Source organism: Morganella morganii H1r (assembly GCF_000633515.1).
Taxonomy (GTDB): Bacteria; Pseudomonadota; Gammaproteobacteria; order Enterobacterales; family Enterobacteriaceae; genus Morganella; species Morganella morganii_B.
This window is the reverse complement of record NZ_AYMP01000034.1, coordinates 1-13310: the sequence shown is the minus strand read 5'-3', so window position 1 is coordinate 13310 and position 13310 is coordinate 1. Positions and strand designations below refer to the sequence as shown.

Genomic DNA, 13310 nt, shown 5'->3' with positions numbered 1-13310 from the left:
ATGATGCTCTTATCAGTGACGAGGGGTCAGTTGCTCATTGTGTTTAATGACCACGTCAGCTGCATCCACCCCTGCTTTTCTGCTTCTGCCTGCAATACCGGGTCGGCGTTGACCGTCAGCACATCAGTGGCATAGCGACACAGGGGTAAATCGTTGGCGGAATCGGTATAAAAAATCGTACGTTCCGGTAAAAACTGACGAATATCCAAAAAGTTAGCCAATTTTTCCACTTTCCCTTCCCGGAACGTGGTGATCCCCTGCAATGCGCCGGTGTAGTGATCATCCCGGACTTCCAGCTCAATACCAAAGGCCAGATTCACCCCCAGCATCTTCGCCACCGGTTTGACAATAAAATCGGCGGTGGCAGAAATGATGATCACCGGCACGCCGTGTTCTTTATAAAACGCGAGGGTTTTGAGCGCATCCGGGTAGACCAGCGGGCGCACTTTGCTTTCGGTAAAATCAGCTACCCATTCATCAATCTGTGCAACAGTGGCATTACCCAACGCCTTCAGACTGAAGGCCATATACGCGGCCATATCCAGCTTACCGGCGCTGTAATCCGCCATCATCTGTTTATCTGCGGCAATAAAGGCCGGATCAGTGATAATGCCTTTTTCCCACAGATAGTCTGTCCATAACAGGCTGCTGTCTGCAGCGATTAAGGTGTGATCGAGATCGAAAACCGCTAATGTTGACATGACGTTCCTTTAATTAACTGACGGGGCAAGGGCGCGGATTTCATTTTTATTGAACATCAGTTCCAGCTGAGTGCCCTGTTCAAACAGCCGCTCAGAAGAGCGGTTCAGCAGATCCACGGTCAGCGCGCCCAGCCCGGTATCCACCTGATAACGGATAATATTACCCAGTAACTGACTGTCACGGATTGTACCTGAAACCGGGTGGGAAATGTGTTCCCCGTATTGTCTTCCGGCCTCGCGTACATAAATGGATTCCGGGCGGATCGCCACAATACCGCTGAGATTCAGGCCGAGCAGGCTGTTGGCGTTGTGCGCGCTGACCAGATTGTAATGCCCCATAAAACGCGCGACAAACTCATTGGCGGGCTGGGTGTAGAGGTTTTCGGCGGTATCACTCTGCACGATTTCACCTTTGTTCATCAGAAAGATGCGGTCTGACATCAGCATCGCTTCTTCCTGGTCGTGGGTGACAAAAATGGTGGTCAGATTCAGTTCGCGCTGGATCTGACGGATTTGCTGACGCAGATGTTTGCGGATTTGCGCATCCAGCGCGGAGAGCGGTTCATCCAGCAGCAGGATACGCGGTTTCATCACCAGTGCCCGTGCCAGTGCCACACGCTGACGCTGGCCGCCGGAAAGCTGATGCGGCAGATGCTGTTCTTTTCCTTTCAGACCCACCAGCTCAATCACCTCTGCAACGGCTTTGCGCTGTTCATCTTCCGGGACTTTCTGCATCTTCAGGCCGAAGGCAATGTTGCGTTCGGTAGTCATATTCGGGAACAGCGCATAGCTCTGAAACACCATGCCGATTTCCCGCTTCTGCGGCGGCGATAACGTAATGTCCTGTTTATTCACATAAATTCTGCCGTCATTGACCGGCTCCAGCCCGGCGAGACAACGCAGCAGGGTGGATTTACCGCAGCCGCTCGGGCCGAGCAGGGTAATAAATTCCCCTTTGCTGACAGAAAAATTCAGACCGGAAAAGACCGGGGTGGCAGCAAAGGATTTTGTCAGGTTTTCAGCAATTACATAGCTCATCAGTGATTCCTCAGCGGCTTAAGCGTGTCGCGATCAGGGTCAGGATCAGGGTGAAAATAAAGTAGCTTGCCACCAGAGCGGAGGTGAAGTGACCGCTGGTCTGGCGCATGTTATAGAGATAGATTTGCAGGGTTTCGTAACGGGTGCCGACCAGGATATTGGCAAAAACAAACTCGCCGAACAGGAAGGAGAAGGCGATCAGCAGTGACACCAGCAACCCTTTGCGGATATTCGGCACCACCACCAGCAGAAACGCCTTAAAAGTGCCTGCCCCGAGCAGATGGGCTGCATCCAGCAGATCTTTCAGCGGCACGCCGTTCAGGCTGTTGGCCAGCGCCCGGTACATAAACGGCAGGGTGATGGTGAAATAGGTACCGATCAGGATCCACGGCGTCCCTGCAATCGGCAGCGGCCCGTCAGCAAACAGTTGCAGCAGTCCGACAGAAGAGACCACCGGCGGCACGGCGAACGGCAGTATAATCAGGATCTCCATCAGCCCTTTCAGTCGCGGGAAGTAATAAAACACAGCAAACACCAGCGGCAGGATCACCAGGGTGCTGATGGCAAGGGTGACAAAACAGATAAACAGCGAACGGCCGAATGCGGCAAGAAAACGCGGATCCTGCCACAGCTTCAGATACCATTGTAACGTCAGGCCGTCCGGCAGTACCGTTGCTCCCCAGCGGGTGGAGAAGGAATACAGCAGGGTCGCGATAATCGGCAACAGCAGCAGGATCACAATCAGGCTGAGCATCATTTTGTGATAACGCGCCATGGACGGCGGATTAAGTGTGAGATCAGCACGTGGCATGGTAACTCCGTTTCAGCAGCCAGTGATAAACTGCAGTGATGAATCCGAGGATAACCATCAGCAGAACAGACAGTGCCGCCGCCATATTCGGCTCCAGGAACAGGTCGCCGGACACCAGGCTGGCGATACGGATGGTTACCATATTGTAGTTCCCGGTGGTCAGCGCATAGGTGGAGGCATAAGCCCCGGCGGCATTGGCAAACAGAATGATAAAGGTGCCGAGCAGCGCCGGAGAGAGCACCGGCAGCGCGACATAGCGCCAGTAAGCGGGGCGCCCGGCGCCCATGGTTTTGGCGGCATCTTCCCACTCCGGTTTCAGGGCATCAAACGCCGGATAGAGCAGCAGGATCCCCAGCGGGATCTGAAAATAGAGGTAAATCAGCATCAGTCCGGCGGCACTGTAGAGATTGAAATCCTCAATCACCCCCCAGGCTTTCAGTTGCAGAGTGATTGCTCCGTTAACGCCGAGAATGATGATAAAAGCAAATGCCAGCGGCACACCGCTGAAATTGCCGGTCATATTGGTGAAAGCGATCAGCCAGCGGCGCGGGCGCGGCGGGGCATGCTGTAAGGAAGCGGCGAACAGTGCGGCGAGGATCAGCCCGCCGACTGACGATACCCCGGAAATCCACAGGGTATTTTCAAAGGACTGAATATAAAAAGGACTGCTGAAGATTTCGGTAAAGTTACCGAATGACCAAGCATCTTCATACACAAAGCTGTTGATAATCACCCATAACATCGGTGCAAGCTGGAAAAGTGCGAACAGCAGCGCGGCCGGGAACAGTAACAGCATCGGTTTCAGCGGCAGACGGCGTGACAGAGGGTGGGTATGTTGCTTACTTTTCATCGCGGTCAGCTCCGGCAGAATATCAGCCATGGTGTATCTCCCGCAGCAGGCGCGGTACCGCAGCTTTATTGTGTCCGCTCAGGCCGAGTAACCGGCAGATGGTGCCGCACAGCTGTGTCTGCTGCACCGGGATATCTGCCTCATGAGAGAAGGCATCACCGGCAACAAACAGCGGGACGGTGCGCTCTTCATCCAGAATTCCGCCGTGAGAGCGGTCATTATTCATGCCGTGATCACTGGTCACCAGCACCTGATAACCGGCCTCCAGCCACGCAGGCAGATACGCGGAGAGCAAGCCGTCTGCACGGCGGGCACTGTTGCGGTACTGCTGTGAATCGACACCGTACTTATGACCGGCATCATCAATATTCATCGGGTGAATAAGCAGGAAGTCGGGGTGGTATTGACGGCGCAAATATTCCGCATCGAGAAATAAATGGTCGTCCGGATAGTGATCCGCCTGATAAAAACAGCCGTGTTGTATCGCAAGCGAATCATTGTGAGTGAAACGGTCACGGACTGCATCAAACGGAGCACGGTTATACAGCTCACTGACCCAGTGATAAGCGGCGGCAGCGGTGGTTTTTCCGGCTTTTTGTGCGAGGGAGAAAATACTGTCGTTGTCTGACAGGCGGACCACCTGATTGTGCACCACACCGCTGTCAACCGGGCGCACACCGGTCAGAATGCATTCATACAGCGGGCGGGAGAGCGAGGGCAGTTCACAGCTCAGGCGGTACAGTGTGGCGTCCCCGGATTCGGCTAACCCCTGCATAAAGCCCATGCAATCATGGGCTGTGCGGTAGTTTAAGCCATCCAGAACAACCAGGATAACTGGGTTATTCATTGTCATTCCGTTAATTCATGTTGATGATAACGTTCTGCTGCCACAGTTTCGGCAACTGGCGGGAGGTTTTTTCCCAGCCGTCAAAATCAGTAATCGGTTTGGCGTTGCTGTACTGGGATTCCGGCAGCAGTTTGGCTTTGATATCGTCCGGCAGGGTCAGGTGTGCGGCACGGATAGGGCGGGCATATCCTTCGGCCAGATTGAGCTGTCCTTTATCACTGAAGATAAACTCACGGGCGAGCTTGGCGGCGTTCGGGTTCTTCGCGTATTTGTTGATGATGGTGGTGTAACCGGAGGTGACAGAGCCGTCAGACGGGATCACCACGGTAAAGCGTTTGGCGTCAATCTGGTCGCGGTAGTTAAGGGCGTTGAAATCCCACATCACCGCCACTTCCACTTCCCCTTTTTCCAGGTTTGCCACACTCGGGTCATTCAGGGATAAACGTTTCTGTTTGGCGAGATCGGCAAAGAGGTCAATCGCAGGCTGAATATTCGTTTCATTACCGCCAAGGGCAAAGGCCGCAGACAGCACGCCGCTGTTGGCCTGCGCTGCGATACCGACATCACCGATTGTCACACGGTAGTTACCGTTGCGCAGATCAGCCCAGCTTTTCGGCTGTTCTTTGACAAGGTCATTATTGATAATGAATGCAATGGTGCCGGTATAGGCCAGTGCCCAGTTACCGTCTTTATCTTTCGCCCAGTCCGGGATCTGATCCCAGGTGGTGGGTTTATAAGGCTGCACCACGCCTTTCTGAACGGCGACAGGGCCGAAGGCGGCACCCACATCCCCGATATCTGCGGTGGCATTACTTTTTTCAGCGGCGAACTTGGCAATTTCCTGAGCGGAGCTCATGTCGGTATCCTGATGGCGGATGCCGTAGAGCTTTTCAAGATCAGCCCAGGTGCCTTTCCAGTTGGCCCAGGTATCCGGCATCCCGACACTGTAAACCACGCCTTCTTTCCTGGCGGCGGCAATCAGTTCTTCAGGAATGGCGTTTTGTCCGGCAGAGAATGCAGAGAAAGAGGCGGAAACAGCAACGGCGGTCAGCAATATTTTGGCAGCAGGAAAACGTGTCATAAAACCCTCGTCAGTTAACTGATTCAGTATCAGTGGTGAGGCTAGGGTATGACGTGTTTGTGACAGGCAACTGACACCCGTGTGACACTTTTCTGACAGCCGGGTGACAGGGAAATGCATGCCCCGTTATGCTGAGTATTCTCCCGGCAAAGGGAGTATGATTTAATCCATTATTATTTCATTAACATGATGTCTCTATTATGCAGCAGATTTTAACAGGCAATGAAACCGGCTACTGGGTGATCAGCGCGGATAACCGCGTCTGGTTGCCGGAAGGACAACTGCCGGAGGGCAGTGCGGCGCAATGGATGCTGACCGGGAAACCGGCGGTACGTATCGGGGAGTGGCAGGGGCTGCCGGTCTGGCTTATCCGCGAAAAAATGCGTTCCGATATGTGTTCGCCGCGCATTATTGCCGCAGAAAATGACGATCTCTTCAAAATGGCCGGACGCGGCGTGCAGCTGGCGGAGTTCTACCGTTCGCACCGTTATTGCGGCTATTGCGGTGCGGCGATGAAATACAGTGAAAGTGAATGGGCGTGTCTGTGTGATAGCTGCCGCGAACGTTACTATCCGCAGATAGCGCCGTGTATTATTGTCGGTATCCGCCGTCATGACTCAATCCTGCTGGCACAGCACCGCCGCCACAAAAGCGCGCCGCTGTTTACCGTGCTCGCCGGGTTTGTCGAAGTCGGTGAAACCCTGGAAGAAGCCGTTGCCCGTGAGGTGATGGAAGAGAGCCGGATAGAGATTCAGAATATCCGTTATGTCTCCTCGCAGCCGTGGCCGTTTCCGCATTCGCTGATGATGGGATTCCTGGCGGATTATGCAGACGGTGAAATTCATCACGATCCGTCAGAACTGCTCAGTGCAGACTGGTACCGCTATGATAATCTGCCGGTTATTCCGCCGCCGGATACCATTGCCCGCCGTCTGATTGAAGATACGGTTGCACTGTGCCGTCAGGATGACGAAGACGCATAACACTGCCCTGACCCCGGGCGGCAGGCGTGCTACAATGGGTTTTATTCAGGACGTCAATACGTTACGCGGCCAACAACTTTTTGGAGTCTGTCATGAGTGAACTGAAAAACGACCGCTATCTGCGGGCATTACTGCGTCAGCCGGTGGATGTCACCCCCGTGTGGATGATGCGCCAGGCCGGGCGTTATCTGCCTGAATATAAAGCCACCCGCGAACAGGCGGGGGATTTTATGGCGCTGTGCAAAAACACCGAACTGGCCTGTGAAGTGACTCTGCAGCCGCTGCGTCGTTTTCCGCTGGATGCGGCCATTCTCTTTTCCGATATTCTCACCATTCCTGATGCGATGGGTCTCGGGCTCTATTTTGAAACCGGCGAAGGGCCGCGCTTTCTGCATCCGATCCAGAATGCCCGTGATATTGAAAAACTGCCGGTGCCGGACCCGGAGCAGGAACTCGGTTATGTCATGAACGCCGTGCGCGCCATCCGCAAAGCCCTGAACGGTGATGTGCCGCTGATCGGTTTTTCCGGCAGCCCGTGGACACTGGCTACTTATATGGTGGAAGGCGGCAGCAGCAAAGCCTTTACCAAAATCAAAAAGATGATGTATGCCGAACCGCAGACCCTGCACCTGCTGCTGGATAAACTGGCGGACAGCGTGATCCTCTATCTCAACGCGCAGATTAAAGCCGGTGCACAATCCGTGATGATTTTCGACACCTGGGGCGGTGTGCTGACCGGGCGTGATTACCGTGAGTTTTCACTCAATTACATGCATAAAATTGTCGATGGCCTGATCCGCGAAAACGATGGCCGCCGTGTGCCGGTTACCCTGTTCACCAAAGGCGGCGGACAGTGGCTGGAAGCGATGGCGGAAACCGGCTGTGATGCGCTGGGGCTGGACTGGACCACGGATATCGCGGATGCCCGCCGCCGCGTCGGCAGCAAAGTGGCGTTACAGGGTAATATGGATCCGTCCATGCTCTATGCATCACCTGCCCGTATTGAAGCGGAAGTGGCATCTATCCTGGCCGGCTTTGGTCAGGGCGAAGGCCATGTGTTCAACCTCGGTCACGGTATCCACCAGGATGTTCCGCCTGAGCATGCCGGGGCATTCGTTGAATCGGTACACCGCCTGTCAGCCAAATATCATCAGGGCTGATCACTGACAGACCACGGAGGTCACCATGACAGCCATTGACACCCGCGCCCTGAAAGCCCGGCAGACGGAACTGGCACAGCTGGTCAGTCTGCAGGATGTGCCGCTTAATCCCCGCTATATTGCGGGGGTGGATATCGGCTTTGAGGACGGGGGAGATATCACCCGGGCTGCTGTGGTGATCCTCACCTGGCCTGAGCTGGAGGTGGCGGAGTATCAGACCGCCCGTATTCCCACCCAACTGCCCTATATCCCCGGGCTGCTCTCCTTCCGTGAAATTCCCGCCGCACTTGCCGCATGGGAGAAACTGACGTTAAAACCGGATCTGGTGCTGGTGGACGGGCAGGGCCGTGCCCATCCCCGTCGTCTCGGTGTTGCCGGTCACCTCGGGGTTTTGCTGGACTTACCCGCCATCGGTGTGGCCAAAAGCCGGTTATGCGGCACATTTGAACCGCTGGCGGAAGAGGCCGGGGCGCAGTCACTGCTGACAGACAAAGGTGAGCCGCTCGGCTGGGTCTGGCGCAGCAAAAACCGCTGTAATCCGCTGTTCATTTCCCCCGGTCATCATATGAGCATCGATACCGCGCTGACCTGGGTAAAAGCCCTGACACGCGGTTACCGCCTGCCGGAACCGACCCGCTGGGCTGATGGTATTGCCTCAAATCGAACATTTTTTGTCCGGTTGAAACAGAAATTTCCCGATTTTCCACGTAAAGATGTGGATATCACGGATTTTCAGGTAAACTGCGGCTCACATCAGAGTAACGAGTAAAGCGGAATGTTAAAGAACCCGATCCACTTACGGCTGGAAAAACTGGAAAGCTGGCAGCATCTCACTTTCACGGCCTGTCTGTGCGAGAGAATGTACCCGAATTATGCCGTTTTTTGTCAGCAGACCGGGTTTACCGATCCATCGCTTTACCGGCGTATTCTGGATCTCATCTGGGAAATCCTGACCGTCAAAGACGCAAAAGTGAACTTTGATAACCAGCTGGAAAAGCTGGAAGATGTCATCCCTGATGCAGATAACTATGATATTTACGGTGTGTATCCGGCGATTGATGCCTGCGCGGCACTCAGTGAGCTTATCCATACCCGTCTGAGCGGGGAAACACTGGAGCATGCGATTGCGGTCAGTGAGATTTCTGTCGGCACTGTCGCGGTACTGGAAATGACACACGCCGGACGCGAAATGTCCGACGACGAATTAAATGAATTGCCCGCCGTGGAAGAAGAGTGGGACATTCAGTGGGAAATTTACCGCTTATTGGCCGCCTGCGAAGAGCGCGATATTGAGTTGATAAAAGGCTTGAAATCCGATCTCCGTGATGCGGGGATCAGCAATATTGGCGTTAGTTTAGGCGATTAAATCAAAAAACGTGATTTAAGCCTATAAATGCCGGTGTTAAAGGCTTCACATTTGCCCCGTCTCTGGTCTACAGTGGGGGGCGAAAAGAAGTGGCTATCGGGGCGCGTGTATCAGGGCTGTCAAAAGGCACATCCGACGCACTCGATGCTTTGCAAACGATAAACACACTGTAAGGATATTTTATGAATAAGACTCAATTGATTGATGCTATCGCAGAAAAAGCAGAGCTGTCTAAAGCACAAGCTAAAGCAGCGCTGGAATCAACTCTGGCGGCCATCACTGACTCTCTGAAAGAAGGCGATGCTGTACAATTAGTTGGCTTCGGTACTTTTAAAGTTAACCATCGTGCAGAGCGTACTGGCCGTAACCCGCAGACCGGTAAAGAAATCAAAATTGCAGCAGCAAACGTGCCTGCTTTCACTGCCGGTAAAGCACTGAAAGACTCAGTAAAATAATTGCGTTGCAAAAACAGATTGATAGAGGGGGATTTCGTCCCCTTTTGTTGATCAGACAGGGGCTGCTTGCATTGGGTTTTGGCTCATTGCTCAGCGCCTGCTCTGTTCAGCCTGAGTTTCCTCCCTTCAGCGCATCCGGTTATGTCGCGGATGACGGCGCTGTCAGAATGTGGCGTCTCAACGCCGACAACCAACCCCGTGTCCTGATGAGTGTTTTCAGTCCTTACCGCAGCGGACAGCAGACTGTCGTCACCGTCTATGAATACCGCAGAGGCCGGCTCTGGCAAATCCGCGCAGAATATCTGGGCGATAATGGCTTCTCTGAACAGATACGGCTGGATCACGAGGGCAATACCATCTTTATGCAGCGTGATAAAGACGGGCATAAATCCCCGCTGACCACGGATGAAATCACACGGATGACCTTTGTGGCTGACAGGCAGCTGATGCTCAACAGCGCACTGGTGGTCGGTGATATCCGGCTGAAGCAGGGGCAGTGGCGCGACAGCTATGTCACGGATTGCCGGGGTAATAAATCCTACATTGAATTTGATGCGGAAACAGAACAGTTCCTGGCGAAGCGTCAGCGCAGCAGTGCATCACCTATCTACATTGCATGGCTGGATTCACCGGAAGGACGGGAAATACTGCTGGCAGCAAATGATAACTTCTGTAAGTGGGAACCTACGGAAGATTCACTGTAAATCTCCCGCAGGTTATTAACGTCGTTTACTTATTCAGACGGGCAACAGCGCGGTAACCGATGTCACTGCGGCAAAATGCATCATCCCAGTGAATGTGTTTCAGTGCGGCATAAGCCTGTTTCTGCGCCTGAGCAATATCCTCACCCAGTGCAGTCACACACAACACCCGGCCGCCGTCAGTCACAACCACACCTTCTTTCAGCGCCGTTCCGGCCTGGAAAACTTTGCAGTCTGCTTCCTGAACATCCAGCCCGCTGATCACATCACCTTTGCGGTAATCCCCCGGATAACCACCGGCTGCCATCACCACACCAAGCGCCGGACGCGGATCCCACTGCGAGGTTTTTCCCGCCAGTTTTCCCTGTGCACCGGCAAGGCAGAGTTCAACCAGGTCTGACTGCAACCGCATCATAATCGGCTGGGTTTCCGGGTCACCAAAGCGGCAGTTAAATTCAATCACCTTCGGCTCGCCGTGTTCATCAATCATCAGCCCGGCGTATAAAAAGCCCTGATAGGTATGACCTTCCGCCGCCATACCTTCAACGGTCGGGTAAATCACTTTTTCCATCACGCGCTGATGAACGGTATCGGTCACCACCGGTGCCGGGGAGTAAGCGCCCATGCCGCCGGTGTTCGGCCCGGTGTCATTATCACCGACCCGTTTGTGATCCTGGCTGGTTGCCATCGGCACGACGTTTTTACCGTCCACCATGACGATAAAACTGGCTTCCTCACCGGTCAGGAACTCTTCAATCACAATGCGGTGCCCGGCATCGCCGAAAGCATTACCGGCCAGCATGTCATGTACCGCGTCCTGTGCTTCTTTCAGGGTCATGGCGACGATCACACCTTTACCGGCCGCCAGTCCGTCAGCTTTGATCACCACCGGTGCACCGGTTTTGTCCAGATAAGCCAGTGCCGGTTCGACCTCAGTAAAGTTCTGATAGTCCGCCGTCGGGATATGGTGACGCGCCAGAAAATCTTTGGTGAATGCTTTGGAGCCTTCCAGCTGCGCGGCGCCTTTAGCCGGGCCGAAGATTGTCAGACCGGCGGCATTGAATGCATCGACCACACCCAGTACCAGCGGGGCTTCCGGGCCGACAATGGTCAGGCCGATATTATTGGCGCGGGCAAAGGCCACCAGGCCGTCAATATCTGTCGCGCTGATATCCACATTGGTCAGGTTTGGTTCCTGTGCGGTACCGGCATTACCGGGCGCGACATAAACATTGGCTGCCAGCGGGGATTGTGCGGCTTTCCAGGCCAGCGCGTGTTCGCGTCCGCCATTACCGATAATCAGGATATTCATAAGTCAGCTCCGGGTATTAATGACGGAAATGGCGCATGCCGGTGAAAATCATCGCGATATTGTGTTCATCTGCCGCCGCAATGACTTCATCATCACGGATAGAGCCGCCCGGCTGGATCACGCAGGTAATACCGACGGCGGCAGCCGCATCAATCCCGTCACGGAACGGGAAGAACGCATCGGATGCCATAGCGCATCCCGCTACTTCCAGCCCTTCGTCACCGGCTTTGATCCCGGCAATTTTCGCGGAGTAAACACGGCTCATCTGACCGGCACCCACGCCGATAGTCATATTATTCTTCGCATAAACAATGGCATTGGACTTAACAAACTTCGCCACTTTCCAGCAGAACAGGGCATCTTTCAGTTCCTGTTCTGTCGGCTGACGTTTGCTGACCACTTTCAGGTCGTTATCGCCGACCATCCCGAGATCGCGATCCTGCACCAGCAGGCCGCCGTTTACCCGTTTGAAATCAAGGGTGGCAACCGGATGCTGCCACTGACCGCAGGTCAGCACGCGGACATTCTGTTTTGCCGCGAGAACCGGCAGCGCATCTTCTGCGACAGACGGGGCAATAATCACTTCCACAAACTGACGTTCAATAATTTCAGCCGCCGTTTTGGCATCCAGTTCGCGGTTAAAGGCGATAATACCGCCGAATGCGGAGGTCGGGTCAGTTTTGAAGGCATTGTCATAGGCGGTCAGTAAAGTATCGGCAACGGCTACGCCACACGGGTTGGCATGTTTGACGATTACGCAGGCCGGTTTATCAAACTGCTTCACACATTCAAGGGCGGCATCTGTATCCGCAATATTATTATAAGAGAGGGCTTTGCCCTGTAACTGTACAGCAGTACTGATGGAGGCTTCCTGAATATTCTCTTCTATATAGAAGGCGGCATTCTGGTGGCTGTTTTCGCCGTAGCGCATATCCTGCTTCTTAATAAAGTTGAGATTCAGGGTACGCGGGAACTGACCGGAAGGCTGAGTGGTATCGCCGAAGTACGGTTTTACCTTCTGACCGAAATAGTTGGCGATCATGCTGTCATAGGCTGCGGTATGCTCAAAGGCTTTGATGGCGAGGTCAAAACGGGTATCGAAACTCAGGCTGTTTTGTCCGGCATCCATCTCAGCAATGATATTGCTGTAATCACTGCTTTTTACCACAATCGCCACATCTTTATGGTTCTTGGCGGCGGAGCGCACCATGGTCGGCCCGCCGATATCGATATTTTCAACCGCGTCTTCCAATGTGCAGCCGGGTTTTGCCACGGTTTCCGCAAACGGATAGAGATTCACAACCACCATATCAATAGCGGAAATCTGATGCTTCGCCATAATTTCATCATCGGTGCCGCGGCGGCCGAGGATCCCGCCGTGTACTTTCGGATGCAGGGTTTTGACACGTCCGTCCATCATTTCCGGAAAACCGGTGTAATCGGAGACTTCAGTCACCGGCAGACCGGCATCAGCCAGCAGGCGGGCAGTACCGCCGGTTGATAACAATTCAACACCACGGGCGGAAAGAGCCTGAGCAAATTCAGTGATGCCGGTTTTGTCAGAAACACTGAGCAGGGCGCGACGGATAGGGCGAGGCTGTTGCATGAGTTTGGATCCCTTGAATTCAACGAATAAATGACAATAGGTTGCAGGTGAAATCGGTGTATCTCATAAGATTTCAAAACCCGGAGTAAAAAGCAACGGTACACGAATGCAGCAGATTGTAACGCAAACGTTTGCGTGTTGCTTGTGAATTTTGTGATTTTTTACCATCTGTGGATAACTTTGTGTGTAACCCGGTATAAACAGGGGTTTTGCTGGGGAATGCAGCAAACAGTCAGAAAATATAAAATTAATACTTGTCTTCTGAAAGCGACTCCCTATAATGCACCTCCACTGACACGGAACAACGCGCTAACACGCGGTCCGGCAGAAAGAAAAAAAGCGAAAAGTTGAAAAACAACGCTTGACTCGAAGGGGCTGAAAACGTAATATACGCAGCCT

At 53.7% G+C, this 13310-nt stretch carries 14 protein-coding genes; 6 read left to right on the top strand and 8 right to left on the bottom strand.

Features of this window, described 5'->3' with window-relative positions:
* Positions 1-26: 26 nt before the first annotated feature.
* Genes U868_RS0118355 through U868_RS0118330 form a run of 6 tightly spaced genes read right to left on the bottom strand, consistent with a single transcriptional unit; the run spans position 27 to position 5328 of the window.
* Positions 27-701, bottom strand: a complete 675-nt coding sequence (locus tag U868_RS0118355) for an HAD family hydrolase (protein WP_025154572.1) — start codon at positions 699-701, stop codon at positions 27-29.
* A gap of 9 nt (positions 702-710) precedes the next feature.
* Positions 711-1739, bottom strand: a complete 1029-nt coding sequence (locus tag U868_RS0118350; RefSeq protein WP_025154571.1) for an ABC transporter ATP-binding protein — start codon at positions 1737-1739, stop codon at positions 711-713.
* A 10-nt stretch (positions 1740-1749) separates the two neighbouring features.
* Positions 1750-2514, bottom strand: coding sequence for an ABC transporter permease (locus U868_RS0118345; RefSeq protein ID WP_205275535.1), 765 nt, complete (start codon positions 2512-2514; stop codon positions 1750-1752).
* A gap of 22 nt (positions 2515-2536) precedes the next feature.
* A complete protein-coding gene (locus U868_RS0118340) occupies positions 2537-3400 on the bottom strand; it encodes an ABC transporter permease (protein WP_430623538.1) in 864 nt (287 codons plus the stop codon).
* 22 nt (positions 3401-3422) lie between these two features.
* Positions 3423-4247 (bottom strand): alkaline phosphatase family protein, encoded by an 825-nt coding sequence (locus U868_RS0118335; protein WP_025154568.1) that lies wholly within the window; start codon positions 4245-4247, stop codon positions 3423-3425.
* A 10-nt stretch (positions 4248-4257) separates the two neighbouring features.
* Positions 4258-5328 carry an ABC transporter substrate-binding protein gene (locus U868_RS0118330; RefSeq protein ID WP_025154567.1) on the bottom strand — a complete coding sequence of 357 codons (1071 nt, stop codon included), beginning with the start codon at positions 5326-5328 and terminating at the stop codon, positions 4258-4260.
* Between the two features lie 200 nt (positions 5329-5528).
* On the opposite strand from U868_RS0118330, the gene nudC reads away from it, so the two are divergent.
* The 6 genes from nudC (at position 5529) to U868_RS0118300 (ending at position 9996) form a co-directional block, all read left to right on the top strand.
* Complete coding sequence (nudC, locus tag U868_RS0118325; RefSeq protein WP_029991326.1) at positions 5529-6311, top strand: NAD(+) diphosphatase; 783 nt, start codon at positions 5529-5531, stop codon at positions 6309-6311.
* A 92-nt stretch (positions 6312-6403) separates the two neighbouring features.
* Positions 6404-7471, top strand: coding sequence for a uroporphyrinogen decarboxylase (gene hemE / locus U868_RS0118320; protein ID WP_025154566.1), 1068 nt, complete (start codon positions 6404-6406; stop codon positions 7469-7471).
* A gap of 34 nt (positions 7472-7505) precedes the next feature.
* Positions 7506-8240: a deoxyribonuclease V gene (gene nfi / locus U868_RS0118315; protein WP_025154565.1), complete on the top strand. Its 735-nt coding sequence runs from the start codon at positions 7506-7508 to the stop codon at positions 8238-8240.
* A gap of 6 nt (positions 8241-8246) precedes the next feature.
* Positions 8247-8837 carry a YjaG family protein gene (locus tag U868_RS0118310; RefSeq protein ID WP_025154564.1) on the top strand — a complete coding sequence of 197 codons (591 nt, stop codon included), beginning with the start codon at positions 8247-8249 and terminating at the stop codon, positions 8835-8837.
* Between the two features lie 182 nt (positions 8838-9019).
* Positions 9020-9292 (top strand): nucleoid-associated protein HU-alpha, encoded by a 273-nt coding sequence (gene hupA / locus U868_RS0118305; RefSeq protein WP_004242271.1) that lies wholly within the window; start codon positions 9020-9022, stop codon positions 9290-9292.
* 71 nt (positions 9293-9363) lie between these two features.
* Positions 9364-9996, top strand: a complete 633-nt coding sequence (locus U868_RS0118300) for a DUF1481 domain-containing protein (RefSeq protein WP_345840334.1) — start codon at positions 9364-9366, stop codon at positions 9994-9996.
* 25 nt (positions 9997-10021) lie between these two features.
* Here the strand turns inward: U868_RS0118300 and purD are convergent, their stop codons facing one another.
* Positions 10022-11305: a phosphoribosylamine--glycine ligase gene (gene purD, locus U868_RS0118295; protein ID WP_025154562.1), complete on the bottom strand. Its 1284-nt coding sequence runs from the start codon at positions 11303-11305 to the stop codon at positions 10022-10024.
* 16 nt (positions 11306-11321) lie between these two features.
* A complete protein-coding gene (gene purH / locus U868_RS0118290) occupies positions 11322-12911 on the bottom strand; it encodes a bifunctional phosphoribosylaminoimidazolecarboxamide formyltransferase/IMP cyclohydrolase (protein WP_025154561.1) in 1590 nt (529 codons plus the stop codon).
* Between the last annotated feature and the right edge of the window lie 399 nt (positions 12912-13310).

Excerpts from the sequence above, each read along its gene's own strand:
- U868_RS0118310 (WP_025154564.1), top strand. The coding sequence starts at position 8,247 with ATGTTAAAGAACCCGATCCACTTACGGCTGGAAAAACTGGAAAGCTGG.
- U868_RS0118340 (WP_430623538.1), bottom strand. The coding sequence starts at position 3,400 with ATGAAAAGTAAGCAACATACCCACCCTCTGTCACGCCGTCTGCCGCTG.
- nudC (WP_029991326.1), top strand. The coding sequence starts at position 5,529 with ATGCAGCAGATTTTAACAGGCAATGAAACCGGCTACTGGGTGATCAGC.
- hemE (WP_025154566.1), top strand. The coding sequence starts at position 6,404 with ATGAGTGAACTGAAAAACGACCGCTATCTGCGGGCATTACTGCGTCAG.
- purD (WP_025154562.1), bottom strand. The coding sequence starts at position 11,305 with ATGAATATCCTGATTATCGGTAATGGCGGACGCGAACACGCGCTGGCC.
- U868_RS0118330 (WP_025154567.1), bottom strand. The coding sequence starts at position 5,328 with ATGACACGTTTTCCTGCTGCCAAAATATTGCTGACCGCCGTTGCTGTT.
- U868_RS0118345 (WP_205275535.1), bottom strand. The coding sequence starts at position 2,514 with ATGGCGCGTTATCACAAAATGATGCTCAGCCTGATTGTGATCCTGCTG.
- U868_RS0118350 (WP_025154571.1), bottom strand. The coding sequence starts at position 1,739 with ATGAGCTATGTAATTGCTGAAAACCTGACAAAATCCTTTGCTGCCACC.
- U868_RS0118355 (WP_025154572.1), bottom strand. The coding sequence starts at position 701 with ATGTCAACATTAGCGGTTTTCGATCTCGATCACACCTTAATCGCTGCA.
- U868_RS0118335 (WP_025154568.1), bottom strand. The coding sequence starts at position 4,247 with ATGAATAACCCAGTTATCCTGGTTGTTCTGGATGGCTTAAACTACCGC.
- hupA (WP_004242271.1), top strand. The coding sequence starts at position 9,020 with ATGAATAAGACTCAATTGATTGATGCTATCGCAGAAAAAGCAGAGCTG.
- purH (WP_025154561.1), bottom strand. The coding sequence starts at position 12,911 with ATGCAACAGCCTCGCCCTATCCGTCGCGCCCTGCTCAGTGTTTCTGAC.